26 protein-coding genes and 1 tRNA gene are annotated in these 26,308 nt (G+C 61.4%); 9 read left to right on the top strand and 18 right to left on the bottom strand.

What is annotated here, in order from left to right:
* The gene (fdxA, locus tag QWB57_RS11605) at nucleotides 1-324 is read right to left on the bottom strand and encodes a ferredoxin FdxA (protein ID WP_223626692.1); all 324 of its coding nucleotides are present in this window, start codon (nucleotides 322-324) and stop codon (nucleotides 1-3) included.
* A gap of 198 nt (nucleotides 325-522) precedes the next feature.
* Between fdxA and carA the strand changes: the two genes are divergently transcribed.
* The 5 genes from carA to recJ are packed head-to-tail and all read left to right on the top strand — an operon-like array spanning nucleotide 523 to nucleotide 8,018.
* Entirely contained in the window at nucleotides 523-1,683 is a 1,161-nt protein-coding gene (gene carA / locus QWB57_RS11600; protein ID WP_223626694.1) for a glutamine-hydrolyzing carbamoyl-phosphate synthase small subunit, read from the top strand.
* A complete protein-coding gene (carB, locus tag QWB57_RS11595) occupies nucleotides 1,676-4,924 on the top strand; it encodes a carbamoyl-phosphate synthase large subunit (protein WP_223626697.1) in 3,249 nt (1,082 codons plus the stop codon). The genes carA and carB overlap by 8 nt, the downstream gene beginning before the upstream one ends.
* Nucleotides 4,925-4,935: 11 nt before the next feature.
* A complete protein-coding gene (gene greA, locus QWB57_RS11590) occupies nucleotides 4,936-5,400 on the top strand; it encodes a transcription elongation factor GreA (protein WP_223627731.1) in 465 nt (154 codons plus the stop codon).
* 3 nt (nucleotides 5,401-5,403) lie between these two features.
* Nucleotides 5,404-6,324, top strand: a complete 921-nt coding sequence (locus tag QWB57_RS11585) for a phosphoglycerate mutase (RefSeq protein WP_223626699.1) — start codon at nucleotides 5,404-5,406, stop codon at nucleotides 6,322-6,324.
* Nucleotides 6,321-8,018: a single-stranded-DNA-specific exonuclease RecJ gene (gene recJ, locus QWB57_RS11580; protein ID WP_288969653.1), complete on the top strand. Its 1,698-nt coding sequence runs from the start codon at nucleotides 6,321-6,323 to the stop codon at nucleotides 8,016-8,018. Before QWB57_RS11585 ends, recJ begins: the two co-directional genes overlap by 4 nt.
* Here recJ and QWB57_RS11575 read toward each other — a convergent pair.
* Nucleotides 7,963-9,153: an acyltransferase gene (locus QWB57_RS11575; protein ID WP_288969652.1), complete on the bottom strand. Its 1,191-nt coding sequence runs from the start codon at nucleotides 9,151-9,153 to the stop codon at nucleotides 7,963-7,965. The two genes, recJ and QWB57_RS11575, sit on opposite strands and share 56 nt — an antisense overlap.
* A 155-nt stretch (nucleotides 9,154-9,308) precedes the next feature.
* Here QWB57_RS11575 and QWB57_RS11570 point away from each other — a divergent pair, with 155 nt between their 5' ends.
* Nucleotides 9,309-10,193 carry a LytTR family DNA-binding domain-containing protein gene (locus QWB57_RS11570; protein ID WP_223626704.1) on the top strand — a complete coding sequence of 295 codons (885 nt, stop codon included), beginning with the start codon at nucleotides 9,309-9,311 and terminating at the stop codon, nucleotides 10,191-10,193.
* A gap of 17 nt (nucleotides 10,194-10,210) precedes the next feature.
* On the opposite strand, the gene QWB57_RS11565 is transcribed toward QWB57_RS11570, so the two are convergent.
* The 15 genes from QWB57_RS11565 to ccmA form a co-directional block, all read right to left on the bottom strand.
* The gene (locus QWB57_RS11565) at nucleotides 10,211-10,996 is read right to left on the bottom strand and encodes an SDR family oxidoreductase (RefSeq protein WP_288969651.1); all 786 of its coding nucleotides are present in this window, start codon (nucleotides 10,994-10,996) and stop codon (nucleotides 10,211-10,213) included.
* Between the two features lie 109 nt (nucleotides 10,997-11,105).
* On the bottom strand, nucleotides 11,106-11,657 hold the full coding sequence (locus tag QWB57_RS11560) for a phosphatase PAP2 family protein (protein WP_223626706.1): 552 nt from the start codon (nucleotides 11,655-11,657) through the stop codon (nucleotides 11,106-11,108).
* A complete protein-coding gene (locus QWB57_RS11555) occupies nucleotides 11,635-12,783 on the bottom strand; it encodes a glycosyltransferase family 1 protein (protein WP_223626707.1) in 1,149 nt (382 codons plus the stop codon). Before QWB57_RS11555 ends, QWB57_RS11560 begins: the two co-directional genes overlap by 23 nt.
* Nucleotides 12,784-12,914: 131 nt before the next feature.
* Nucleotides 12,915-13,001, bottom strand: a tRNA-Leu gene (locus tag QWB57_RS11550).
* 32 nt (nucleotides 13,002-13,033) lie between these two features.
* Complete coding sequence (locus QWB57_RS11545; protein ID WP_223626708.1) at nucleotides 13,034-14,185, bottom strand: homoserine O-acetyltransferase; 1,152 nt, start codon at nucleotides 14,183-14,185, stop codon at nucleotides 13,034-13,036.
* 89 nt (nucleotides 14,186-14,274) lie between these two features.
* Nucleotides 14,275-15,279, bottom strand: a complete 1,005-nt coding sequence (locus QWB57_RS11540) for a tetratricopeptide repeat protein (RefSeq protein WP_324454198.1) — start codon at nucleotides 15,277-15,279, stop codon at nucleotides 14,275-14,277.
* Nucleotides 15,279-15,737: a cytochrome c-type biogenesis protein gene (locus QWB57_RS11535; protein ID WP_223626710.1), complete on the bottom strand. Its 459-nt coding sequence runs from the start codon at nucleotides 15,735-15,737 to the stop codon at nucleotides 15,279-15,281. The genes QWB57_RS11540 and QWB57_RS11535 overlap by 1 nt, the downstream gene beginning before the upstream one ends.
* Nucleotides 15,734-16,279 carry a DsbE family thiol:disulfide interchange protein gene (locus QWB57_RS11530; protein WP_223626711.1) on the bottom strand — a complete coding sequence of 182 codons (546 nt, stop codon included), beginning with the start codon at nucleotides 16,277-16,279 and terminating at the stop codon, nucleotides 15,734-15,736. The genes QWB57_RS11535 and QWB57_RS11530 overlap by 4 nt, the downstream gene beginning before the upstream one ends.
* Nucleotides 16,276-18,201, bottom strand: a complete 1,926-nt coding sequence (locus QWB57_RS11525) for a heme lyase CcmF/NrfE family subunit (protein WP_223626712.1) — start codon at nucleotides 18,199-18,201, stop codon at nucleotides 16,276-16,278. The genes QWB57_RS11530 and QWB57_RS11525 overlap by 4 nt, the downstream gene beginning before the upstream one ends.
* The gene (ccmE, locus tag QWB57_RS11520; protein ID WP_288969647.1) at nucleotides 18,201-18,689 is read right to left on the bottom strand and encodes a cytochrome c maturation protein CcmE; all 489 of its coding nucleotides are present in this window, start codon (nucleotides 18,687-18,689) and stop codon (nucleotides 18,201-18,203) included. Before ccmE ends, QWB57_RS11525 begins: the two co-directional genes overlap by 1 nt.
* Before the next feature lie 10 nt (nucleotides 18,690-18,699).
* Nucleotides 18,700-18,876 carry a heme exporter protein CcmD gene (locus QWB57_RS11515; RefSeq protein WP_223626714.1) on the bottom strand — a complete coding sequence of 59 codons (177 nt, stop codon included), beginning with the start codon at nucleotides 18,874-18,876 and terminating at the stop codon, nucleotides 18,700-18,702.
* Entirely contained in the window at nucleotides 18,873-19,625 is a 753-nt protein-coding gene (locus QWB57_RS11510) for a heme ABC transporter permease (protein WP_223626715.1), read from the bottom strand. Before QWB57_RS11510 ends, QWB57_RS11515 begins: the two co-directional genes overlap by 4 nt.
* Before the next feature lie 101 nt (nucleotides 19,626-19,726).
* The gene (gene azu, locus QWB57_RS11505) at nucleotides 19,727-20,305 is read right to left on the bottom strand and encodes an azurin (protein WP_223626716.1); all 579 of its coding nucleotides are present in this window, start codon (nucleotides 20,303-20,305) and stop codon (nucleotides 19,727-19,729) included.
* 148 nt (nucleotides 20,306-20,453) lie between these two features.
* Nucleotides 20,454-21,125 (bottom strand): heme exporter protein CcmB, encoded by a 672-nt coding sequence (gene ccmB / locus QWB57_RS11500; RefSeq protein ID WP_223626717.1) that lies wholly within the window; start codon nucleotides 21,123-21,125, stop codon nucleotides 20,454-20,456.
* Nucleotides 21,122-21,769: a heme ABC exporter ATP-binding protein CcmA gene (gene ccmA / locus QWB57_RS11495; RefSeq protein ID WP_288969645.1), complete on the bottom strand. Its 648-nt coding sequence runs from the start codon at nucleotides 21,767-21,769 to the stop codon at nucleotides 21,122-21,124. The genes ccmB and ccmA overlap by 4 nt, the downstream gene beginning before the upstream one ends.
* Nucleotides 21,770-21,875: 106 nt before the next feature.
* Between ccmA and QWB57_RS11490 the strand changes: the two genes are divergently transcribed.
* From QWB57_RS11490 to QWB57_RS11480, 3 genes are read left to right on the top strand one after another with little or no spacing between them, the layout of a single operon-like run.
* Nucleotides 21,876-23,024 carry a pyridoxal phosphate-dependent aminotransferase gene (locus QWB57_RS11490; RefSeq protein WP_288969644.1) on the top strand — a complete coding sequence of 383 codons (1,149 nt, stop codon included), beginning with the start codon at nucleotides 21,876-21,878 and terminating at the stop codon, nucleotides 23,022-23,024.
* A gap of 20 nt (nucleotides 23,025-23,044) precedes the next feature.
* Entirely contained in the window at nucleotides 23,045-24,382 is a 1,338-nt protein-coding gene (gene msrA / locus QWB57_RS11485; RefSeq protein WP_223626722.1) for a peptide-methionine (S)-S-oxide reductase MsrA, read from the top strand.
* Between the two features lie 16 nt (nucleotides 24,383-24,398).
* Entirely contained in the window at nucleotides 24,399-25,205 is an 807-nt protein-coding gene (locus tag QWB57_RS11480; protein ID WP_288969642.1) for an amidohydrolase, read from the top strand.
* Nucleotides 25,206-25,347: 142 nt separating this feature from the next.
* On the opposite strand, the gene QWB57_RS11475 is transcribed toward QWB57_RS11480, so the two are convergent.
* A complete protein-coding gene (locus tag QWB57_RS11475) occupies nucleotides 25,348-26,289 on the bottom strand; it encodes a hypothetical protein (RefSeq protein WP_288969641.1) in 942 nt (313 codons plus the stop codon).
* Between the last annotated feature and the right edge of the window lie 19 nt (nucleotides 26,290-26,308).

Genomic DNA, 26,308 nt, shown 5'->3' with positions numbered 1-26,308 from the left:
TCAGCGCTCCAGCAACGGTAGCTTATTGGGCTTGCCATCCCAGTCCGCATGATCTGGCGGTGGGTCTTTGCGCACCGTCAGTACCGGCCATTCCTTCGCCAGCTCAGCATTGAGCGCAACGAACAGCTCTTGGCCTGCGGGCACGTCTTCTTCGGGATAGATCGCGCCAACGGGGCATTCCGGCTCACACAGCGTGCAATCAATGCATTCGTCGGGGTCGATCACCAGAAAATTCGGGCCTTCGTGGAAACAATCCACCGGACACACTTCCACACAGTCGGTGTGCTTGCACTTGATGCAGTTTTCGGTGACAACGAAAGGCATGGTGGTGTCCGTGGATCCGTGTTGCGGGATCGAATATTTTAGCGCGATTGCAAGACGATGAGCCGAGCGCCGTGTTCAGTATTGCGCTGGCGGAAAAGCTCGCTTGCCGGTACAATCCGCCCTCGCCTAACCCCCCTCCGCTCCGAACCGGCAGCCCCGCTTCGGCGCTTTCTTGCAACCTGACGCAAGGCGACGCACTTGAAGAATCCTGCACTCTTGGCACTTGAAGACGGCACCGTCTTTGAGGGCATTTCCGTGGGCGCGCCCGGTTTGTCCGTGGGCGAAGCGGTGTTCAACACCGCCATGACCGGGTATCAGGAAATCCTGACCGACCCCTCCTACGCGCAACAACTGGTCACGCTGACCTATCCGCATATCGGCAACACCGGTTGCACCGAGCACGATGACGAGGCCAGCAAGGTTTGGGCCGCGGGCCTGATCGTGCGCGACGTGCCGCGCCGGCCCAGCAACTGGCGCAGCCAAACCTCGCTACCCGAGTGGCTGCAGGTGCGCGGCATTGTGGCGATTGCCGGGATTGATACCCGCAAATTGACCCGCATCCTGCGCGAGCGCGGTTCGCAAAACGCGGCGCTGCTGGCAGGCTCGCGTCATGACGAGGTATTAGATGCCGAGCACGCCATCGAAGCGGCGCGCAAATTCCCCGGTTTGAAAGACATGGATTTGGCCAAGGTGGTCAGCACCACCGCAGGCTATCGCTGGAGCGAGGGCCAGCTGGATCTCGACAGCAATACGTTCGTTCGCGCTGAACCCAAGTGCAAAGTGGTCGCCTACGATTTTGGCACCAAGCGCAACATCCTGCGCATGCTGGCCGAGCGCGGCTGCGATGTGCATGTGGTGCCCGCACAGACGCCGGCGTCGGACGTATTGGCGATGCAACCCGATGGCGTGTTTTTGTCCAACGGCCCCGGCGACCCGGCGCCATGTGATTACGCGATTGCCGCCATCCGCGAATTCCTGAACGTCAAAATCCCGCTGTATGGCATCTGCCTGGGCCACCAGCTCTTGGGCCTGGCGATCGGTGCGCAGACCGTGAAGATGGCGCATGGCCATCACGGTGCCAACCACCCGGTGCAAGACCTCGACAGTGGACGGGTGATGATCACCTCGCAAAATCACGGCTTCTGTATCGATGAGGCCACACTGCCGGCGCGTGCGCGGGTCACCCATCGCTCGCTGTTCGATGGCACCAATCAAGGCATCGCACTGACCGATGCCCCGGCCTTCAGCTTCCAAGGCCATCCCGAAGCCAGCCCCGGTCCGCAGGACGTGGCCCCGCTGTTCGACAAGTTCGTTGCCCTGATGTTGGACAAGCAATCTGAGAACACCAAAAATGCCTAAGCGCAGCGATTTGAAAACCATCCTCATCATCGGTGCTGGCCCGATTGTCATTGGCCAGGCCTGCGAGTTCGATTACTCCGGCGCGCAGGCGTGCAAGGCGCTGCGTGATGAGGGCTATCGGGTGGTGCTGGTCAACAGCAACCCGGCCACCATCATGACCGACCCGGACATGGCCGACGCGGTGTATATCGAGCCGATCAATTGGCAGACGGTCGAAAAGATCATCGCCAAGGAAAAACCCGACGCCATCCTGCCCACCATGGGCGGGCAAACCGCGCTGAACTGCGCGCTGGATTTGGCCGACAACGGTGTGCTGGAGAAGTACAACGTCGAGTTGATCGGTGCCAAGCGCGAAGCCATCCGCATGGCCGAAGACCGCGAGCTGTTCAAGCAGGCGATGTCCGAAATCGGCCTGTCCAGCCCGAAATCGGAAGTGGCGCGCAGCTTTGCGCAGGCGCTGGAGATTCAAGCGCAAGTAGGCTTTCCCACCATCATCCGGCCCAGCTTCACTTTGGGTGGCACCGGTGGCGGCATTGCCTACAACAAGGAAGAATTCGAGGAGATCACCAAGCGCGGCCTGGAGCTTTCGCCTACGGGTGAAGTGCTGATCGAAGAATCCGTGCTGGGCTGGAAAGAGTTTGAAATGGAGGTGGTGCGCGACACCGCCGACAACTGCATCATCGTGTGCAGCATTGAAAATTTCGACGCGATGGGCGTGCACACTGGCGACAGCATTACCGTTGCACCTGCGCAAACCCTGACCGACAAGGAATACCAGCGCCTGCGCGATGCCTCGATTGCGGTGTTGCGGAAAATCGGTGTGGATACCGGTGGCAGCAATGTGCAGTTCGGCATCAATGCCAACGATGGCCGCGTGGTGGTCATCGAGATGAATCCGCGGGTGTCGCGCTCATCCGCATTGGCCTCGAAAGCCACCGGCTTCCCGATTGCCAAGGTGGCCGCCAAGCTCGCTGTGGGCTACACCCTGGATGAGCTGAAGAATGAAATCACCGGCGGCCTGACCCCGGCTTCGTTCGAGCCATCCATCGACTATGTCGTCACCAAGATTCCGCGTTTTGCCTTTGAGAAATTCCCTGCCGCCGATGCGCGCCTGACCACCCAGATGAAGTCGGTGGGCGAAGTGATGGCGATCGGTCGCAGTTTCCAGGAGTCGCTGCAAAAAGCGCTGCGTGGTTTGGAAATCGGCAAGATCGGGCTGGATCCCACCGGGCTGGATCTGGTCAACGAAGATGATCTGCGCACGCTGCGCCGCGAGCTGAAAGAGCCGGGCCCGGAACGCATCTTCCACATCGCCGATGCGTTTCGCGCCGGCATGAGCGTGGAAGATGTGCACGCGCTGTCATTCGTTGACCCGTGGTTCCTCGATCAGGTCGAAGAATTGATCGATGCCGAAATCGACGTGGTGCATCGCGGCCTGGATGGGCTGGATGCCAAGCGCCTGCGCGGCCTCAAGCGGATGGGCTTCTCCGATGCGCGCATTGCGCAACTGGCCGGCACCAACGAAACCGCGGTGCGCGCGCTGCGCAAAGCCTTCGCGGTGCGCCCGGTGTACAAGCGGGTGGATAGCTGCGCCGGCGAATTTGCCACCAGCACCGCCTATCTGTATTCGACTTACGAGGACGAGTGCGAGGCCAACCCCAGTGATCGCAAAAAGATCATGGTGCTGGGTGGCGGCCCCAACCGCATCGGCCAGGGCATCGAGTTCGACTACTGCTGCGTGCACGCCGCGCTGGCGCTGCGTGAAGACGGGTTCGAGACCATCATGGTCAACTGCAACCCGGAAACCGTATCCACCGATTACGACACCTCCGACCGTCTGTACTTCGAGCCACTGACGCTGGAAGACGTGCTGGAAATCGTGGAGCTGGAAAAGCCCTATGGCGTGATCGTGCAGTACGGCGGGCAAACCCCGCTGAAACTGGCCAAGGCGCTGGAAGCCAATGGCGTGCCGATCATTGGCACCTCGCCCGATTCCATCGATCTGGCGGAAGACCGCGAGCGCTTCCAGAAACTGGTGGAAGCACTGGGTCTGAAGCAGCCACCCAACCGCACCGTGCGCAGCGCCGAAGAAGCCCTGGTGCAGGCGCGTGAGATTGGCTATCCGTTGGTGGTGCGCCCCAGTTATGTGCTGGGTGGCCGTGCGATGGAAGTGGTGCATGCCGACGCGGATTTGTCGCGCTACATGCGTGAGGCGGTGAAGGTCAGCCACGATTCGCCGGTGTTGCTGGACCGCTTCCTCGACAATGCGGTGGAAGTGGATATCGACGTGATTGCCGACCGCGACGGCAATGTGCTGGTCGGCGGGGTGATGGAGCACATCGAAGAAGCCGGTGTGCATTCCGGCGATTCGTCGTGCTCGTTACCGCCGTATTCCTTGTCTGCACGCACCCAAGAACGCCTGCGCGAGCAAGTGGTGGCGCTGGCCAAGGCACTGCATGTGGTGGGCTTGATGAATACCCAGTTCGCGGTGCAAGTGGGTGTGGCCGAAGGCAGCGAAGCCGACACGATTTATCTGCTGGAAGTGAACCCGCGTGCCAGCCGCACGGTGCCGTTTGTGTCCAAGGCGATTGGCCAACCACTGGCCAAGATTTCAGCGCGTTGCATGGCCGGGATGACGTTGGCCGAACAAGGCGCGACCCGCGAAATCATCCCGAATTATTATTCGGTCAAAGAAGCCGTATTCCCGTTTGCCAAGTTCCAGAACGTGGATCCGATCCTCGGCCCGGAAATGCGTTCCACCGGTGAGGTGATGGGCGTGGGTCGCAGCTTTGAAGCTGCATTCGCGCGTGCCGAGGAAGCGGCCAATATCAAGGCCCCGCAGCCGGGCAAGGCGTTCATTTCGGTGCGTGATCCGGACAAGGTGCGGGTGTTGCCGGTGGCCAGGTACATGCTGGAACGCGGTTTCAGTATTGTCGCGACCAGCGGTACTGCCGAGTTTTTGAAGACCCATGGTGTGGTCTGTGAGCAGGTCAACAAAGTGGCCGAAGGCCGTCCGCATATCGTCGACCTGATCAAGAATGGCGAAATTTGCTACATCGTGAACACGACCGAAGGCCGTGCGGCGATTGCCGACTCGTTCTCGATCCGGCGCGAGGCGCTGCAAGCGCGCGTCACCTATTCCACCACCGTAGCCGGTGCCAACGCACTGCTACATTCATTGGACCACCGCGGCAAGGGCGACGTGCTCTCGCTGCAAGAACTGCACAAGGAGCTGGCATGAGCCGTGCACCCATTACCGCCAAAGGCGCGCAACGTTTGCGTGCCGAACTGGATGAACTGAAGTCGATCAAGCGCCCGGCCATCATTGAAGCGATTGCCGAAGCGCGTGCGCATGGCGACCTCAAGGAAAACGCCGAGTACCACGCCGCACGCGAACAGCAAGGCTTTATCGAAGGCCGCATCAAACACCTCGAATCCGAGTTGTCGCATGCGCAGGTCATCGATATCGCGCAGTTGGCGGCCGGCGATAAAATCGTCTTCGGTGCGACCGTGGTGTTGGTCGATTGCGATACCGATGAAGAAAGAACCTACCAGATCGTGGGTGATCTCGAAGCCGACATCAAGCAGGGCCTCATCGCGATTTCCTCGCCGGTGGCGCGTGCGCTGATCGGCAAACTCGAAGGCGATGCCATCACCATCGAAGCCCCCGGCGGCACCCGCGAATACGAGGTTGTGTCGGTCAAGTATTTGGGCTGAGTCGTGGCACGCCTGACGCTGCTGTTGCCCGCACTTTCGCGGTTTGCCGGACAAGCCTTGCCGGATGCATTAGGCAGGGCATTGGCGTGCGCCAACCGCAGTCGGCGTGAGGCAGGTGAAGTTGCGCAATTGATGCGGCATCTGCGGCCATTGCCCGCACGTTGGCCGCAGGCGGCGTTGACGCGGCTTCTGGATGCCGGCGAGGACGACGCCCGTGCTGCGCAGTGGTTGCGCGCAGATCCTGCGCATATTCGTCCTGATATCAACGGTGCGCGATTGCTGGGCATCGGTCGCAATCTGGGTATCGAACAGACCGACGTGGATGCGTTGCTGCCGGCCTTGCGGCCATTGTTTGGCGATGCCGGATTTGTGCTGGATGCGCCGCATCCGCAGCGCTGGTATCTGCGTTTGCCGCGCGGCAGTGCGGTGCCGGAATTTGCATCGCCCGATGCGGCATTGGGTGATGATGTGTTTCAACATCGCGCAGAAGGACCGGATGCGCGTCGCTGGCGCGTGTTGGAAAGCGAGGTGCAGATTGCGCTGCACAACCATCCGCACAACGCCACACGATTGGAGCACGGCCGGGTAGCGATCAATGCGCTGTGGTTCTGGGGGGGAGGGGTATTGCCCGACAGTCTTGCAAGCACTGCGGTGACCGTGTTTTCCGATGATCCCGTCGTGCAGGGCGCTGCGCTGCTGGGCACACTGGCGTGCATGCCGCTTGCCGATGTTCAACCGTCCACCGCGAATGCACTGGTGGACCTGCGCCATCAGCGCGATGTAGGTCGCTTGCTGCAGGAGTGGTTGCTGCCGGCTTGCGCGGAGGATGCACAGTTTGATTTTGCCGATGGCACCCTCTTCACGCTGACACGCGGGCAACGCTGGCGGTTCTGGCGCAGGCCATTGACCAGGCTTACGGCATGAATGTGCTGCGCCGCATTGTGCGCCGCCCGCCGCAGGCCGCAAGCGGCGAGTGGCCCACGCATTGGCCGGAGGTGTTGCGCCGCGTGCATGCCGCACGCGGCAGTGATGCGCGCAGCGCGCTGCCGCGCTTGGCGGATTTGTTGCCGCCCGAAGGTTTGAAAGGCATCGACGCGGCATTGGATTTGCTGCAGACCGCCATTGGAAATGACGCGCATATCCTGGTGGTCGGGGATTTTGATTGCGACGGCGCCACCGCCACTGCGGTGGCGGTACGCGGCTTGCGGATGTTGGGCGTACGCCGGCTCTCGCATGCGGTGCCCAATCGCATCGTGCATGGCTACGGGCTGACCCCGGCGTTGGTGGAAGAACTTGCGGAGTTGCAGCCGGATCTGTTGGTGACGGTGGATCACGGCATCGCCTGTCACGCCGGCATCCACGCGGCGAAAGCGCACGGCTGGAACATCCTCGTCACCGATCACCACTTGCCAGGGCCAGTACTGCCGCCGGCGGATGCCATCGTCAATCCCAATCAACCCGGCTGCAGCTTCGCCAGCAAGGCACTGGCAGGCGTGGGCGTGATGTTTTATGTGTTGCTGGCGCTGCGTGCGCGTTTGGGTGTACAGGCCGATCTTGCGACGTTGCTGGATCTGGTGGCGGTGGGCACGGTGGCCGATATGGTGCCACTGGATGCCAACAATCGAGCCTTGGTCGGCGCGGGGCTGCGCCGGCTGCGGGCAGGGCAAGGCTGCGCCGGTTTGCAGGCCTTGCTGGAGGTCTCCGGGCGCAAGGCCGGCACGCTGTCCACCACCGATATCGGGTTTGCCATCGGCCCGCGCATCAATGCCGCGGGTCGCTTGGAAGACATGGGCATCGGCATCGAATGTTTGTTGACCGATGATGCTGGCCAAGCGCGCGGGCTTGCCGCCATCTTGCAGGGCATCAACGAAGAACGCCGCGCCCTGCAAACCGACATGCAAGACATGGCAGAGGCCAGTTTGGATGGCATCGACACCCGGTATGCCGCGTGTTTATTCGACCCCGACTGGCACCCCGGCGTGGTCGGACTGGTAGCATCGAAACTCAAAGAACGCCTGCATCGTCCGGCGATTGCCTTCGCCCCCGCTGAACCCGATAGCCCCATGCTGCGTGGCTCGGCGCGTTCGATCCCGGGCTTTCATGTTCGCGATGCACTGGCGCTGGTGGATGCCCGCCACCCGGGCTTGATCGCCCGCTTTGGCGGTCACGCGATGGCGGCCGGCATGAGCCTTGCGCGGGAGCAATTCGAAGCCTTTCGCAGTGCGTTTGTCGCGGTCAGCGCCGAGCTGCTAAGTGAAGATTTGTTGGTGGATGTGTTGCGCAGTGACGGTGGTCTGCGCGCCGATGAATTTCACATCAGCACAGCACATGCCCTGCGCGATGGCGGCCACTGGGGGCAGGGTTATCCGGAGCCGCTGTTCGATGATGCGTTCGAAGTATTGCATTGGCGTGTTTTGAAAGAACGTCACCTCAAGCTGGAGCTTGGGCTGCATGGGCAACGCTTCAACGCCATCCAGTTCAACGGCTGGGACGGCGTGGAGCCGGCACGAAAAGCACGCATCGCGTATCGCATCGTGCCCGATGACTGGCGTGGCGGTGAGGCTATCCAATTGCAGGTGGTGCATCGGGAAGCGGCAGCCGCGTCCTCTCCCGCTTGAGCCCAAACAGCGGGCGCAGCCATTGCACGCGACGAATCAGGCACTCGTGCAGCACAAGGCAGCCGGCCAGCGTGCCGAAGATCACCAGCGATGCTTCGATGCCGGCACCCAGCCGCATCGGAATCAACCAATAGGCCAGCACCACGATCAAGGTCTGGTGCAGGATGTACCAGGAAAACACGGCTTCCGTGCAATAGGGGAGCCAGTGGAAGGGGCGGTTGAGGAGGGCGCGCGCCCAGCCGAACAGGGTGAGCAGCGCGATCCAGGTGTAGATCACGCGGGCGATACGTTCGATCAAATACCACGGCAGCAGCATGGCCCAATCGGGAATGGGGCCGGAGGGTGGGTAGTGGCTGATCCAGCGCAGGCCAAGTTCCACCCCGATGGCGAACAGTGCCAGCGCCAAGGTGATCCAGCGTAGCCGCTGCACTGCGTCCCAAAACCACACATGCGTCGCCAACAGGTAGCCCAGCAGGAACAAGGGCAGCGATTCCGCATGCACCGCCCAATCGTCGAACAGCGCATGGGTTTCCGGGAACTGCGGTGCCAGCCACAGCCGAACGCTCAATAGCCACACGATAGGCAAGATCACCAGCCCTGCGAGGGTGCGTGGCGACGGCAGCAGCCAACGTCTGGCCTGCTGCAGCAGTGGTGTGGCGAGCAGCAACAGCAAGGTGTAGGGCAGCAAATAGGCCAGATACCAGAGATGATTCCAAGTGGGCGTCAGCATGCATTGGCCGGCGCGGCAAAGCCCATGGGTCAGGTAAAGCGGGTAGAAGTGCAAGAGAGTGCCGGTATAGCCGTATTGCGCGCTGACCTGGACGTGGGTCTGTGGCGGTACCACCAGCAACATGCCGAACACCAGCGGCATCAGCAGGCGCAAGCTGCGTGCTCCGGCGAAGCGCCAGCGGCGCCCTTCAATCCCAGCAAGCCCAATCGCAATTCCGGAAATCATGAACAAAAGAGGCATCCGCCAGCGGTTGAGCGCGATCATTGGGTACTGCAACCATTCGGCTTGGTAGCTGCTTTTGATGTGGAAGTCCCAGCCGGCCACATAGACCATCGCCGCGTGGTACAGGATCAGCAAGCTGAAGGCAATGACGCGCAGGGCGTCGATATCGTGACGGCGTTGCATGCGGTGGATTCCGCTTCCCAGAAGGTTGCCAGCATCGGCACCCACGCGCGCTCCGGCTATCCAGAAGTGACCGTGCGACGCGGGTTTGGGACGAACCGCGGAACGCGGTGACGAGTCGGGATGGGCGGGTTTCCAGTACCACCTACAATGCGCAGATGCAGACTTCGCCGCCACCGTTCTACCAGCGCTATCAACCGTGGCGACGCGGCGTTGAGGTTGGCTATTGGGTTGTCCAGTACCTCGTCAGTGCATTGACCAACAGCATCACCGTGACGATGGATGTTGAACGCGCGCAATTGGGGTTCAAGGCATGGCAGCCAGTCGTCTGGGAAACCAGCTCCGCCGTGGTCGGGTTGGTATTGGTGCCGGCGGTGGTGTGGTTTACCCGGCGCTTCCCGCTGCATCTGGATACTTGGCGACGGGTACTCCCCATTCACCTTGTGGGCAGCCTGCTGTGGTCGATCCTGCATGTGCTGGGAATGGTGGCGCTGCGCAAGCTGGCCTATGCCAGTATCGGCGACCACTACGATTTTGGTTCGTGGTGGCGGGAGTTTGGCTACGAATACCTGAAGGATGTGCGCTCTTATGCCGGCGTGGTGCTGACCATCGAGGGCTACCGCTTCATCCTGCGCCGACTGCAAGGAGAGGCCAGTGTGCTGGATGCCCCCGATGAAGGCACACCGGTGGAACCAGTGGATCGGCCGGAGCGGTTTTTGGTGCGCAAGCTGGGTCGCGAATTCCTGATCGCGGCCAACGATATCGAGTGGCTGCAAGCCTCCGGCAATTACGTGAACCTGCATGTGCGCGGCCACGACTACCCGTTGCGCAGTACGCTGGCCAGTATCGAGGCGAAGCTGGATCCGGCGTGCTTTACCCGTATCCATCGCAGCTATATGGTCAATCTGGATCGTATCGCTTCAATTGAACCGCTGGAGACCGGTGATGCCCGTATTCATTTGAACGATGGGAGCAGCCTGCCTTGCAGCCGTACCTATCGTGGCGGATTGAAGCAAAGCGTGGGTCTTGACTCGGGCGGGTGAGTGACACCGATGCCATCTCAAATCGACTGCATCCGTCCACCGTCCACCGCGATTGACTGGCCGTTGACGTAGGCGGCCACTGGCGCGCACAAAAACGCGATGACGCCGGCGATTTCCGGGGCTTGTGCGAACCGCGCTACCGGCACCGTGGCCAGCATGCCGGCGGCGACGTCTTCTTGCGATTTGCCGGATGCCGCGCTGCGGTCGCGCAGGATTTGCTCTAACCGTTGGGTGTGGGTGTAGCCGGGCAGGACGTTGTTGACGGTGATGCCCGCGCCGCCCAATTCACGCGAGAGCGTCTTGGCCCAACTGGCCACCGCGCCGCGGATGGTATTGGACACGCCCAAGTTGGGGATGGGCTCATAGACCGAGGTTGAAATCACATTGACGATGCGTCCCCAACCGGCGGTACGCATGCCCGGCAGCAACGTTTGCACGAGGGCCTGCCCGGCAATCACGTGCTTGTTGAAGGCGTCTTGATACGCGCCAATATCGGCTGTATGCGCCGGTCCACCGGGTGGCCCGCCGGTATTGTTGATCAAAATATGCACCGGTGTTGCCGCCGCCAGTGCACCCACGCGTGCGCGCAAGGCATCGGTATCGGCCATATCCACCGTCAAGTAGCCGTGGGTTTGCGACTGTGGGCAGGGCAGGCTTGCAACTGTGTCGCGCAATGCACCCTCGCGCCGGGCCAGCAGCGTCACGGCTGCCCCTAGCGTAGCCAGTTCCACTGCCGTTGCGCGGCCAATGCCTTCCGAGCCGCCGCAGACCAGTGCGTGTTTTCCAGTGAGATCCAGTTGCATGGGGCCTCCAACGATGAGGCTTGATTGTAAGCGTGCAAACGTAAGGCTCTGCAATGATCCAATCTTGCCGCTTGCGTGGGCATAGGGTGCCCAGCGCAACAAGCCCAGGTCAAAGCGGCATGCCCAGCAGCTGTATCAAGCACAGCGATGCGACCGCCAGCAGTGTGCCGATACCGGTTGCCGCCAGCACGTCGCTGGGGTAGTGCAGCCCCAACACGACGCGTGAAACCGCAACGCTTGCGGTGAACGGAATCAGCAACCAAGCCAGCTTTGGGTAATAAGCGACGGCGACCACGCTGAAGGCGACCGCGTGCAGGGTGTGTCCAGAGGGGAAGCTGTACTCATCCAAGGGTGCGATCCAGGCACGAATACGCAGATCGCTGGCAAACGGGCGTGATCGCCGTGTGTGCCGTTTCAGCGATCGGTACAAGAGCAGGGCAACCACGCCGATAGCCGCCAAGTGCAGCGCGGCACGCAGGCCGGTCGCGCCATTGACGACTACCAACATGGCCATCAAGCCGTACCAGAACACACCATCGCCTAAGCGGCTGACGGTGGTGAAGTAGCGCAACATATAGCGCCGGCTGCATAGGGTATTGGCACGCAGGCACCAGGATTGTTCAACGGCGAGTAGCCGTTCATGGGAGCGCGGTTGCGACATGGCGATCACCCCGTATGGTCAGCGATTGCAGGATCTGGTCAAACGCTTCAGCCACCCGCGCCGGTTGCAAACCGGAGACAGCATCGCGGCAAGCCAGGCGCATTTGGGTGAGGTTGGTGTTATCACTTCCAAGCCGCATTGTGGCTGCGATAAAGGCAGCGTCGTCATTGCACGCGATCGCGGCGCCCTGCACACCGTCTTGCAGCGCCTCATGCGCTGCGCCGTAATCGAATGCAATCGTGGGGATGCCGCTTGCCAGCGCTTCCAGGGTCACGTTGCCGAAGGTTTCGCTAAGGCTTGGAAACAAAAATAAATCACCACTGGCGAAGTGGCGCGCCAGTGCTTCGTTGCGTTGAATGCCGCAAAAAAGGAAGTCCGGATTTTCACGCTGCAAGGCTGCACGGGCGGGGCCGTCCCCAACCCAGATGAAGCGCGCTTGCGGGCGTATCTGTTGCAGTTGGCGAAAGGCGCGGACCGCCAATGGCAGGTTTTTTTCAGCGGCAATGCGGCCGACATAAATCACCGCCAAATCGTCGTCTTTCAATCCCCAGCGCGCGCGCAGGCGTGGATCCCGCAGATTGGGGTGAAACATCTGTGTATCCACCGCACGCGGTAACCGAATCACATTATTGAACCGCTGGCCTTCAAGAAAGGCTTGCAGTTCACGCGTAGGCACCAAGGTGGCCTGCGCGCTGTTGTGGAAATGCCGCATCCATCGCAATGCTGTGCCCTGTAGCCAGGGTGCACCGTAGCTGCGTACATAATCGTCGAAACGGGTATGGAACCCGCTGATGGCTGGGATTTGCAATTGCCTAGCGGCACGCAAAGCCGACCACCCCAGTGGACCTTCGGTAGCCACATAGATGGCATCCGGCCGACATTGCCGCCAGCGGTTGCGCAATAGATGCGTGGCAGGGAGGCCAAACTTGAGGCCGGGGTAGCGGGGCAGGTTGGCGCCACGCACCAGCGTGCAATGTTCCGACGGACTGTGTTCTGCCTGTTGACGTGGCCGCACCAAAGAAACGTTATGCCCGCGTTCGCGTAGGCCATGTTCGAGCCCCTGCACCGTCAGTGCAACGCCGTTGATTTCCGGGGGGTAGGTTTCGGTGACGAATGCGTAATGCATATGCGCGGCGTAGGCACCAATTGAACGTGATCAGCCTCGGGCTCGGTCGTGACCACACGGTGTCGCTGGGATGACGCAACAATGACGCGTAAAAATAAAGCCCGCACGTGGCGGGCTTTATTGCAAAACTTTGGTGCCGAAGGTGGGACTCGAACCCACACGCTTTTAAGGGCGGCGGATTTTGAGTCCGCTGCGTCTACCGATTCCGCCACTTCGGCGTGGAGCGTGCAAGTATAGCGGAGAGTTACGTTTATGCCACCCTGTTCGTGAAAATTTGTGTCGCAGGCAGGGTGCGCAGGAAGCTGGTGACTGCCGGGCCAAAGCGGGCGGCGTCGACCAGAAAGGCGTCATGGCCTTGTGGCGAGGGCATGGGCAGAAAGCGGGTTTCGCAGCCGGCATTGCGCAAACCGGCGGCGATTTCTTCTTGTTGCTGGATCGGGAACAGGATGTCGGTCTTGACCCCGATCACCAGTGCCGAGTGCACGCCCTCAATCGAGGATAGCCCGTGCAAGGTGTCGCCGCCGTGCGCTTCGCCCAGATCAAACCAATCCATCGAACGGCTCAAGTACAAATAGCAATTGGGGTCGTACTTGCGTACAAAGCGGCGGGCGTGGGCTTCCAGATAACTTTCGACTTCAAACTCCAGGCCAAACGGCTCATCGTCCTCGCGCTGCTCGGCGTCCAGCCGCACGCGGCCAAAGCGGCCGTCCCATTCCAGTGCCGAACGATAAGTCACCACGCCCAGTTTGCGCGCCATGCGCATCCCGTTTTCGGGATAGTGGTCCTCACTGTAGTCGCCGCCGTTCCAGTGCGGATCGAGGCGAATGGCTTCGCGTTGCAACGAGCGAATCGCAATCGAAAACGGCAGCGCACGCGCCGCGCCGCAGATATTGATATGGCTGCGGGCGATGCCGGGGTGGCGCGCCAACAACGACAGCGCGGTCATGCCGCCCATCGAATTGCCCAGCACGCAGGCCAGTTGCTCGATGCCCAGCTCGCGCACAACCGCCAGTGCGGCGTCGGCACCGTCTTCGATGGACAGCTCCGGGAAATCGAGGCGATAGGACGCGCCAGTGTTGGGGTTGATGCTGGCCGGCCCGGTGCTGCCTTTGCAACTGCCCAGTGCGTTGACGCACAGCACAAACCAGCGCTGGGTGTCGATGGGCTTGCCGGGGCCGATCATCCATTCCCACCAGCCAGGTGCGGGGTTGCCAGTATTGGACGCCGCGTGCGCATCCGGCGACATCCCGGTCAACACCAGGATGGCGTTATCGTGCGCGGCATTCAGCGTGCCCCAAGTTTCATACGCCATGCGCGCGCCGTGTAGCGCGCCGCCGCGCTTGATCGGAAACGGCGAGGGCAGATCAACCCAGCGGGTGCCGGGCGGGATGAATTCGGCCATGGCGATAACAAGGAAATTGAGCGATGGCCCATCTTCCTCCTTGCTTGTCCTGCCGGTGATGCCGAAACGGCATACCGTTATGCGTGTAGTCAGGGGGTGCCGATCACCAAGTCCACCGCGTCCTTGGCCGGCAAGTGCACGCGCAGTGGTTTGCTTTGCAGGTCACCGGCTTGCGGCATGGCCTCGCCAGTGGCCGATAGCCGCGCCACCAGTTCCACTTCGGTCATTTGCGAAAGCTTCAAGGTGGGCATGGGGCTGTCGGCGTCGCTGAGGCTGGCGCTGAACGGGAGTTCGGAGACGGCGTGTTTTTGTGCGGCGACCGGCATCGGCGGGCCGCCCACTTGGCGGGCGATGACAAATACTTTTGCATCCGGCTGCAAACGCACCCGCGCTGCCAGCGAGGGATCCAGTGACACCTTCACGGTTAGCAGGACGGATGCCGCCGCTGCCGGTGGTGCATCGGGCAGTGGCGGTTGCCCGGCCAAGTTGCGGGCGACGTTGATTTCCTTGCGCAAGCTGGCGGCGGTGCTGGCATCCACTTGCGCCAACAATGGCGCCCAGGTGGCCGCAGCTTGCGCATTCTGGCCGGCCTGGCGCTGCGCCACGCCGAGGAACCAACGCGCGCGCTGATGCTTGGGATTGATCTGCAAGGCGCGGTGCAAAAGTGCCAACGCCTGTGCATCGAAGTTGTGTGCGGCATCGGCCATGGCGCGGGCTTGCGCGGCATCGGTTTGCAGGTCGGCATCGTCGGCGGACAAGGCGGCGGCCTTGGCAAACGCATCGCGTGCGCCGCCGGTATCGCCGGTGCGCTGATACGCCTGCGCCAGCAACACCCAACCTTCGGCTTGCTTGGGGTCGCGCGCCAGTGCGGTCTTGAGTTGTTCGATGGCCGCTTCCAGCGTTTGCGGGGCTTGCCGGGCGGCGGCATCCAGTGCCTGCGGGGTGCCGAGCAATTGATACAGCAAACCGGCCGAGAGCAGGCTGATGCCCGCAATGCCCAGTGCCACGCCGCGTGCGCTGGCCCACAGCGGGCGCAGCACGGTGGCCAGCACGATCAGGCCCAGGACGATGGCAATAACGATGAGTGCGGCCATCACCATTCCTGCCCATCGTCGTTGGCCACGTTGCCGGTAGCGGGTTTGCGTTTGCGCACGATGGCGGTGATCGCGCCTGCGCCCACCAGCAGCAGCAGTGCCGGGCCCACCCACAACAGCCAGGTGCTGCCTTCGAATCTGGGGTTGTACAGCACGAATTCGCCGTAGCGTTGCACCAGGTAGTCCTTGATCTGCGCATCACTCTTGCCTTGCCGCATCAAGTCCAAGACTTCGTGACGCAGTTGCAGGGCGATCAGCGCGTTGGAGTCGGCCAGCGATTGGTTTTGGCACATCACGCAGCGCAGTTGCAGGGTCAGCTGATGAAAGCGGGTTTCTTCGCCACTATTGCGAAACACCAAGGGCGCGGCGTCGGTTTGTTGGCCGGCTTGGGCGAACACCGGCAGCGCGACCGCCAGCGTGGCCAGCCAGAGCAATGCGGTGAGCAGAATCCGCATCATTGCGCGGCCTCGATCTTGCCCAGCAGCGGCAGCAATTGAGTCTGGATGATGGCATCGGTCAATGGCCCCACATGCTTCCAACGCACGATGCCGTGGCCATCCACCAAGAAGGTTTCCGGCGCGCCATACACGCCCCAATTCAGTGCGGTGCGGCCTTCCACATCAGACAGCACCACCATGTACGGGTTGCCGAATTGTTCCAGCCAGCGCAGCGCATCGGCGGGTTCGTCTTTCCAGTTGTAGCCCACCACGCGCAGACGTTTGGTTTCGGCAAAGCGGGTCAATACCGGGTGCTCGACGCGGCATTCCACGCACCAACTGCCCCACACGTTCAGCAGGAACGGCTGGCCGCGCAGGTCGGACAATTTCACCGTGTAGTTGAGGTCGTGCAGCACCGGCAGCGCGAACTCCGGCGCGGGTTTGCCGATCAGCGTCGAGGGCAGGGCATCGCGGTCGGGTTTGCGGCTCATCCACACGCCTGCCGCCAACAGCGCGGCAAGCACGGCGAACGCCGCCAACGGCAGCCAACGGGCGGGTTTCATGCGCGCTCCTTGCGAATCGTGCGGAAGCGCTTGTCGGTGGCAGTGATGCCAGCGCCGAGCGCCATCAGCAGCGCGCCGGCCCAGATCCAGCGCACGAATGGCTTGACATGCACCCGCAGTGCCCAGGTGTTGTTGCCCAGCGATTCACCGAGGGCCACATAGGCATCAGCAAACACGCCACGGGCGATGCCCGACTCGGTCATCACTTGGCCACCGGCGCGGTAGCGGCGTTTTTCGGGATGCAGCTCCACATCGAAACGGCCGTTGTGCAGCACTTGCACGGTGCCGTAATCGGACACGTAATTGGGGCCTTGCACGCTGCGAATACCATCGAAGCGGAAGCTGTATGCGCCGAGTGTGACAGTGTCACCGGCTTTGACTGCCAGCTCGCGTTGCAGGTTCAGGCCTTCGACCAATAACGCGCCGATCAGGAACACCGCGATACCCAGATGGGCCACGCTCATGCCCAGCATTTCGCGGGTCATGCGCCCGCCCGGTGCGCGCAGGCGCGACCACACAAACCGTAGCGTGCCCAGCGCCACCCATACCGCACCCAGCACACCAGCGGCCACTTTCCATTGCCCTTGCGGGGCCAGAAAGAACGCCACCACCCCCAACAGCACGGCCAATGCCGCCCAGGGTGCCAGCAGGCGCAGCGGCGAGCTCATCTGTTCACGTTGCCAGCGGGTCAAGGGGCCCAGCGGGACCAGCGCCACCAGCGGGGCCATCAGCACGATGAACATGATGGCGAAGTAGGGCGGGCCGACCGAAATCTTGCCCAGCTCCAGTGCGTCGGCCAGTAGCGGATACAGCGTACCCAGCAGCACCATCGCGCAGGCGCAGGCCAGCAACAGATTGTTGAGCAGCAGCAGGGTTTCCCGCGAGCCGGCGGCGAATGGTTTGGCATTGGATTCGGTATCGGGTGCGCGCAATGCGTACAGCAGCAGCGAGCCGCCAATCACGATGCCAAGGAAGATCAGCACGAACAGGCCGCGCCCGGGGTCGGCAGCAAAGGCATGTACCGAGGTCAGTACGCCCGAGCGCACCAGGAAGGTGCCCAGCAGCGACAGTGAAAACGCGGTGATTGCCAGCAGCAATGTCCAGCCGCCAAAGCTGCCGCGTTTTTCGGTGACCGCTTGCGAATGCAGCAGCGCGGCACCGGCCAGCCATGGCATGAAGCTGGCGTTTTCGACCGGATCCCAGAACCACCAACCGCCCCAGCCCAATTCGTAATACGCCCACCACGAACCAATGGCGATGCCCAAGGTGAGAAAGGCCCAGGCCGCATTCGTCCACGGCCGCGTCCAACGCAGCCATTGTGCGTCGATGCGGCGTTCCAGCAGTGCGGCAATGGCAAACGCAAACGGCACCGCAAAGCCGACGTAGCCGGCATACAGCATCGGCGGGTGCATGATCAGGCCGGGGTCTTGCAGCAGCGGGTTGAGGTCGCGGCCTTCGCCGGCGGCGGGCAGCAAGCGCGCAAACGGGTTGCTGGTGAAAATCAGGAACGCCAAAAAGCCTGCAGCCACAATCCCCATCACGCCCAGCACACGCGCCACCACGGGCTGCGGCAATGCGCTGGAAAAGCGCGCCACGGCGGCGGTCCACAGCGCCAGAACCAAGGCCCACAGCAGCAGCGAGCCTTCATGCGCGCCCCAGACTGCGGTGTAGCGGTACAGCATGGGCAGCAGTGAGTTGGAGTTCTCGGCCACGTATTGCACCGAGAAATCACCCACCACAAACGCATGGGTCAAGATGGCAAACGCCAAGCCCACCAGCAGCAATTGCATGTAGGCCGCAGGCCGCGCAATGGCCATCAGCGGCGCGATACCGCGCTGCGCACCCAGTAGCGGCAGCAGCGCCTGCAGTGCCGCAACCAGGAACGCCAGGATCAGGGTGATCTGGCCAAGCTCAGGCAGCATTACGGTGTGCCTGCCGCGGGGGCGGGTTGCGCATCCTGCACCTGATGTTTCTTGTGCGCCTGCGCCATCTTGTCGGCGACTTCCTTGGGCATATAGGTTTCATCGTGCTTGGCCAGTACTTCTTCGGCCACGAACACCTTGCCCCGCATGCGGCCGGTGGCGACCACCGACTGATTCTCGCGGAACAGATCGGGCAGGATGCCGGTATAGACCACCGGCAGGCGCGCATCGCCATCGTCCACCTCGAAATGCGCCTCCATCGAACCGACGGCACGCTTGAACGAGCCCTTGGCCACCATCCCGCCCAGGCGGAAACGCGCATCGCCATTGCTGACATGGGGGCCGGCGCTGCCGTTCAGGATTTCATGCGGCGTATAGAGGTAGGCCACATTGCGTTGCAGGGCCATGGCGATCAACGCCGTGGCAATACCTGCGGCAGCAAGCAAGGCAAGAATCAGGATCAAGCGGCGTTTACGAGTGGGATGCATGGTGTGTGGGTCAGTCCCGCGACAGCGGAAGGTCCGGGTTGCGAGTAGGAGAGGAGGGTTTGCGTGCATTGCGCAGCTTGGCGGCGCGCAGGGCGGCGTGGATTTGCAATTTGGGGATGAGGATGTCCCACAGCAGCACGCTGGCGAACACCGCGTAAGCACCGATGACGTACTCGCGATAGCTCATCGCGCGCCCCCTGCGGCCAATTTGGCGACCCAATCCTTGCCGGTTTCGCGGCGCAGATTGTCGGCACGGGCGCGGGCCAGCAGTGAGCCCACAAACCACAATTTGGTGCCGATGATCATCCAGATCAGTGGCCACATCATGCTGGGGTCCATCTGCGATTTGCCGAACAGGCTGATGGTTTGGCCTTGATGCAGCGAGTTCCACCACACCACCGACCAGCGGATCACCGGCAACAGCGCAACCCCAACGATGGCCAGCAAGCCTGCCGCACGCGCGGCGTTGCGGCGGTCGTCGATGGCGGCATACAGGCCGATCACGCCCAGATACAAAAACAGCAGGATCAGTTCGGTGGTCAGCCGCGGATCCCAATCCCACCACGTGCCCCACATCGGCCGGCCCCAGATCGAACCCGTCGCCAAGGTAATGAGAGTGAAGGCCGCACCGGTGGGCGCACATGCCATCGCCAAAATTTCACACAGCTTGATCCGCCAAATCAGTGCGATGGCCGAATACAGTGCCATCAGCGCAAAGGCCGCCATGCTCATCCACGCGGCGGGTACATGAATGTAGAGAATGCGGAAGCTATCGCCTTGCTGGTAGTCGGCAGGCACCTGCAAGAGGGCGCCATACAAGCCCACCGCCATGGTCAGCACGCCCAGCAGATAGGCCCACGGCGTCCAGCGGGCGGCAAAGCGATCAAAGTACGGCGGCGAGCCGAGTTGGTGGAACCAGCGGATCAATGGGGACATCGTGGCCTGAGACAGTGGCGGCGCAACGGCGGCTGCGGGCAATCCTGCCAAGGATACCAGCCCGCCTTGGGGCTGGTATCCCCATTCACCACGGAAACCGCTTACTGCACTTGGATGCTGCCCTGCATCAGCGCCAGATGGCCGGGGAAGCTGCAGAAGAACTTGAACGGGCCGCCGTCCTTGATCTTGGCCACATCGAAGCTGACCGAGGTGGATTCGCCACCGCCAATGACCTTGGAATGTGCAATCGCACGGGTATCGCCGGCCTTGACATGGGTGGCCGGGTCGGCTGCGCCATCGGCGGCGATGCCGGCCATGTCGGCTTCCTTCGCAATCACCACGTTATGCCCCATCACATTGGCGGCCAGCTTGCCGGTGTGCTTGAGGTTGATGGTGAACTGGGTGCAGCTGGCCGGCACGGTGATCGAATCGGCGTTGTATTGCATCATGTCGTTGGCTTCGACGGTGGTTGCGCAATCGGCCACCACGGCCGGCTTGCTGCTGGCTGCCGCCGGTGCTGCTGCAGGCGCAGGTGGGGCTTCCGCCGGGGCCGCAGCAGGGGCTTCGGCAGCAGCCGGGGCCGCTGCGGGGGCAGTGGTGTCGGTGGGGGCTTCGGACTTGCCGCAGGCGGCCAGGGCCAACGCAACAGCACCGGCCAGCAAAAGATGACGGGACTTCATGGGTAGAACTCCATAGTTAGGGGGCTGGCCCTGCGGCCAGTACACGTATTGTCTGCCTGTGAATGTGAAGCTGGCCTTGACTTGTCTCAAGTGTGAATGGGGGCGTCCTGCAGCGCTTTACCGCCATGCAGTGTCCGATCATGGCGTGTCATTGATGTGCAATCCGTAGCGCCGCTGCGGCGGTGACGGGGGCCAACACCAGCGACAGCACCAGCCCGGCACCCAGCAATAGCAGCGCGCCACTGGCATCCATGCCTTGCGCATGCGCGGCCACCGCGCCGGCACCGAATACCAGGACCGGCACATACAGCGGCAGTGCCAGCAGCGCCACCAGGATGCCGGCACGCCGCATGCCCACGGTAAGGGCAGCCACTACCGCTCCCAGCAGGCTGAGAATGGGTGTACCCAGCAGCAAGGACGCCAGCAGTACCGGTAGTTGCGTATGCGGCAGATGCAATAACTCACCCAGCAAGGGCACCGCCACAATCACCGGCAATGCGGTGGTCAGCCAGTGCATCACGGTGCGCACCAATATCAACCACCACAGCGGCACCGGGGCCAGCATCCATTGCTCCAGCGAGCCGTCTTCGGCGTCGCTGCGAAATAAATGATCCAGCGCCAGCAGCCCGGCCAGCAGAACCGCCAACCACAACACCGCCGAGGCCACCGGCGCCAGCGATTTGGCATCCCCCCCCAAGCCCAAGGCAAACAACACCACCGTCAACAGCGCAAACAGCGCCGGTTGCAGGGCATCGCCACGCCGCGCCCACAGCAAGTGCAGGTCGCGGGCCATCAGGGCGCGGGCGGCTTGCAGCATCATGCGGCGTGCTTGCCCAGTTCCAGCAGGCGGGTGCGTACCGGCGGCGCGGCATACGCGCCGTGGGTGGTGATCAGCGCGGCACCACCTGCGCGCAAATGCGCCTGCACCATTTGGTTGACCAAATGGATGCCGTCCAGATCCAGATTGGCATAGGGCTCATCCAGCAACCATAACGGCGCGGGGGAAAGCCACAGCCGCGCAAGGCCCAGGCGTTTTTTCTGGCCCGCTGATAACGTGCGCACCGCGGCATCTTCATACCCGGCCAAACCGGTGATTCCCAATGCCGCTTCCGCGGTTTGCGTGCGGCGATGGCCATGCAGGCCGCACAGATAATGCAGATTATGCAGTGCAGACAGATCCGCCTTCAGCCCCGGCAGATGCCCCAAATAGGCGATGTGCCGGGCACGCGAGGCTGCGTCGGCCGCCACGCCTTCGATCTCGATCACCCCTGCATCAGCGCGCAGCAAACCCGCCAGGACGCGCAGCAGCGTGGTCTTGCCGGCACCATTGCCGCCTTGCACCAGCAAGGCTTCATTGGCATCGACGGAAAACGCCAATGGCCCGAACACCAAAACGTCATCACGCGAGAACGCAAGCGCGCGCACGGCAAGCAGAGGTAATGATGGCGAGGGGATAGTTGGCATGAATGGGCGATTTTAACCGGCTACGGCCACTGAAAGGCGCCGCCGTCACCAAGCTGGCCTGCGCGATTGCGTACACTTTCCATCCCCACACCGTTCAGAGCTGGCGATGCGCGTTGAGACCAAACTGCCCAAGGTGGGCACCACCATTTTTACCGTGATGTCGCAGTTGGCGGCGCAGCATGGTGCGGTCAATCTGGGTCAGGGCTTTCCGGACTTCCCGGTACCGGCGCGCTTGGTGGAGGCACTGACCCGTGCGATGCAGGCGGGGCATAACCAGTATTCGATGATGACCGGCATCCCTGCGCTGCGGCAGGCAATTGCCAGCAAGACCGCGCGCTGCTACGACTGGATGCCGGATGTGGATGCCGAAATCACCGTCACCAGCGGTGCCACCGAAGCGATCTTCAACGCCATCCATGCGGTAGTGCGCGCCGGTGAAGAGGTCATCGTGCTGGATCCGTGCTACGACTGCTACGAGCCGGCGATCGAGTTGGCTGGGGCCACCGCCGTGCATGTGGCGTTGAATCCGCAGACCTTTGCCCCCGATTGGGACGCAGTGCGTGCGGCGATCACCCCGCGCACCCGCATGTTGATGATCAACAGCCCGCACAACCCATCCGGGGCGATGTTCAGCGCGGCCGACATGCAAGCCCTGATCGCGCTATTGGATGGCACCGAAATTATTTTGCTCAGTGACGAGGTGTACGAACACATCGTGTTTGATGGTGCGCGGCATGAATCGGCGCTGCTGTACCCGCAATTGCGGCAACGCGCTTTCGTGATCTCGAGCTTCGGCAAGACCTACCACTGCACTGGCTGGAAGTTGGGCTATGCGATTGCGCCGCCTGCGCTGTCGGCCGAGTTCCGCAAAGTGCATCAGTACAACGTGTTTTGTTCGTTCAATCCGGCCCAGCATGCGTTTGCCGAAATGATCGAGGCCGAGCCCGAGCATTACGAAACGCTGGGCGCGTTCTATCAAGACAAGCGCGACCGCTTCCGTGCGCAGCTGGCCACGACAAGATTGAAGCTGCTGCCGGTCCCGGGCGGGTATTTCCAGTTGGTGGATTATTCGGCGGTGAGCGACCTGCCCGATTTGGAATTTGCGCGCTGGCTGACGCAAGCGCACGGTGTGACGGGGATTCCGCTATCGCCGTTCTATGCCAATCCGCCTGCCGGCCAACGGTTATTGCGGCTGTGTTTTGCGAAAAACGAAGCCACGGTGTACGCTGCGGTCGAACGCTTGTCCAAGTTGTAATCCCGCCACCGGAGGCAGCCATGTCCACCGACAAGTCCATCGCCCTGCTATTGGCACTGCTGCTGACCGCTGCTGCGGTGTTCTTGGGTTGGCGGGTGGTGAGCGCCCGTCCGATGCCCGTCCCCCCAACTGGAGCCATGCCCGTGAGTAGCCGTCAATTGCAGGATATTTATTTCGGGATGGGCTGTTTTTGGGGCGCGGAAAAACGCCTGCGTGCGGTGCCCGGCGTGGCCGAGGTGGAAGTGGGTTATGCCGGTGGCGATGCGCCTGAAGTCGGTTATGAAGATGTGCTGCGGGAAGAACAACTGATTCGCGGTGGCCGCAGCCACGCCCGCAACCATGCCGAAGTGGTGCGGGTGCGTTATGACCCCAAGCAGCTGGATTTGATGACGCTGCTGGCCACGTTCTGGGAAAACCACGACCCCACCCAGGTGGGCGGGCAGGGCAATGATCTGGGCAGCAATTACCGCAGTGCGATCTACTTCACCAATGCGGCGCAAAAGGCGTTGGCCGAACAAAGCCGCGACATCTATCAGGCCAATCTCGGCAAGGCCGGTTTTGGCACCATCACCACCGAAATCCTGCCGGTACGCAACTACAACCGCGCCGAGGAAAACCATCAGGACTATCTGCTGAAAAACCCGCAAGGCTATTGCGGGCTAGGCGGCACAGGGGTTGCCTTTGGCAAAGGTGTCAACCCGCAAGCCACGCCCGCATTGGATGCCAGCACCCTGAATGCTGCGCGGCAGTTGGTGGTGTATGAGGCCGAAGACTGCGCCTATTGCGAACGCTTTCAGGCCGATGTGCTGGCGCATTGGTCTGCGCCGGTCGCCTTTGTGAAGACGCGCTCGCAGCAAGCACCCAGCGGCTGGGCATTGGCAAAATCACTGGTGGCCACGCCGACGATTGTGCTGTTCGAACACGGGCACGAAGTCTCGCGCTTCACCGGCTATGCCGGTGATGCCAAAAAATTCTGGCAGTGGTTGGGCTTTCATCTGCTTACAAAAGAGCAACAACAAATCGCCTTCGACAGTGGCACCGAGCTACCCGGCACCGGCCCGTATCTGGACGAGCACCGCGCGGGCACCTATGTGGATCCGATCAGCGGCGTGGCGCTGTTTCGCAGCGATGCCAAATTTGATAGCGGCTGCGGCTGGCCCAGTTTCTTCGAACCGAAGGCCGGCGCATTGGAATTCATCGACGACAACAGCCACGGCATGCACCGTGTCGAAGTGCGCAGCACCAGTTCCGGGATCCATTTGGGCCATGTGTTCGATGATGGCCCCCCGCCCACCGGCAAGCGTTATTGCATCAATGGCAAAGTGTTGAAATTCATCCCCGATCCGCCCAAGGCGTGACACTTCAGGACACCGCATGCAAAACCTCCGCGTCTCCATCGTGCAGGGCGATACCCGCTGGCATGACCCCGCCGGTAACCGCGAGTACTACGGCCATTTGATTGCGCCGCTGCACGGCACCACGGATTTGGTGGTGTTGCCGGAAACCTTCACCAGCGGGTTTTCCAACGAGGCCATTGGCAACGCCGAAGACATGCACGGGCCCACCGTGGCGTGGCTGCGCGAGCAAGCGGTCAAGCTGCAAGCCGCCATCACCGGCAGCGTGCAGGTGCGTACCCCGGAAGGTGTGTTCAATCGCATGTTGTTTGCCACCCCCGATGGCCAATTGACGCATTACGACAAGCGGCATTTGTTTTCCTTCGCCAAGGAACACGAACGCTACGCCGCAGGCAGTACGCGGGTGGTGGTGGCGTGGAAAGGCTGGCGGATTTTATTGCAGGTCTGTTATGACCTGCGCTTCCCGGTGTTTTCGCGTAATCGGTTCGATGCCGGGCAGGCGGGGCAGGCCGATTACGATCTTGCCCTGTATGTCGCCAACTGGCCGGCGGTGCGCGCCTACCCGTGGAAAACATTGCTGCGCGCCCGCGCCATCGAGAATTTGAGCTATGTGGTGGGCGTCAATCGCGTAGGCACCGACGGCAACGGCCTGCATTACTCCGGTGATAGCGCGGTGATTGATTTTCTCGGCCACCCACTCAGCGAAGCAGTCGATGCCGAAGTGGTGTCCACCATGCTGCTGCAAGCTGCCCCGCTGCTGGAGCACCGCGCCAGGTTCCCGGCGCTATGTGATGCCGATGGGTTTGGATTGGGCGAGGATCAATAAAACAGGGTAATCATCAAGGTATTGTTCCCTTGAGTGAATGACTTGGGAATACGGGTATCTATTTTTATTTTTGGCGTGAGTAAACCCTCAACAGCGAATATTGGGACATCACGCAAAGCAGTCTCCGGATACGGCTTATATATCAAGGTGCTAAATCGGGCGATGTGTAGCATGGTGCGTGCGAGTCAATATCAATGGGAGGGGTTTTTGAAAAATATCGATAAAATGTGTTTTTAGCCCATTCATCTGCTTGTTTGATGTCGGATTGTTGAAGGAGATGCTTTTTCTCGAACGTGGTCAGATCGCCCTCTATGCGCGTGCGCTGTTCCGGAGTGACGCGGAAAGATGCGAGCCGAGCTGCACGCCAGGTCAAATACGGATCTGCCAATGGTAGCGTGTCCATTCCTGAGTGGTGCGTGGAAGGAGATGCGATGTATTGGTATAGTGATTTTACTGCGACATAAGGGTCGCCTCGTTCTAGTGCATTCCGTGCGAAAGTCGGAGCGTACCTCAAGTATCTTTCATTTAAAATTTCTTCTTCTTTGGCCGATATGTTGTTACGCGTTGGATTTGGATTACTGATTACAAAGCATGTTTCTGCATCTTTTGATCCCATTAATGCGGCTTTTATTACGGAATTCGTGTACACGGTCGCTACAGTTTTTTGATCAGAGTCAGCGCATAGCGACTGAGTTCTCCGGAAAAGTAAGAGGTATTTTTCGGATGTGGCGTCGATATGTTTTAGGCTTTCTAGTGTTTCGTTTGAAAGGTCATCGAGGCGGTTATCGTTTAAATCAGAGATAATTTCATTGAGTGCGGTATGGTACAATAAGCATTCCTTCGCCTCCTTGAAAGTCGTAGTAATTGATTCGAGGTCATTGGCGCTGTCCCTGGATTTCAATCGGAGAGCCCATTCGCTGTGATCGGTCGCAGTCGGGTTGCGCATTTGTACTTGATGGTTGGGTGGCGGCCACTTTGATTGTGGTGTTGTAGAGTTGCTGTGGTATTCCCCCCGCTGCCAATAAATGATGGCAATGATTAAGAGTGTCGCAGTTACTGCTGATATGGCTTTAATATTTCTCATGTTGTCTGCTTATATGTAC

It is taken from the genome of uncultured Thermomonas sp. (assembly GCF_937872235.1).
GTDB lineage: Bacteria > Pseudomonadota > Gammaproteobacteria > Xanthomonadales > Xanthomonadaceae > Thermomonas > Thermomonas beijingensis.
The sequence above is the reverse complement of the archived record's forward strand: the minus strand, read 5'-3'. Positions and strand labels throughout refer to the sequence as shown.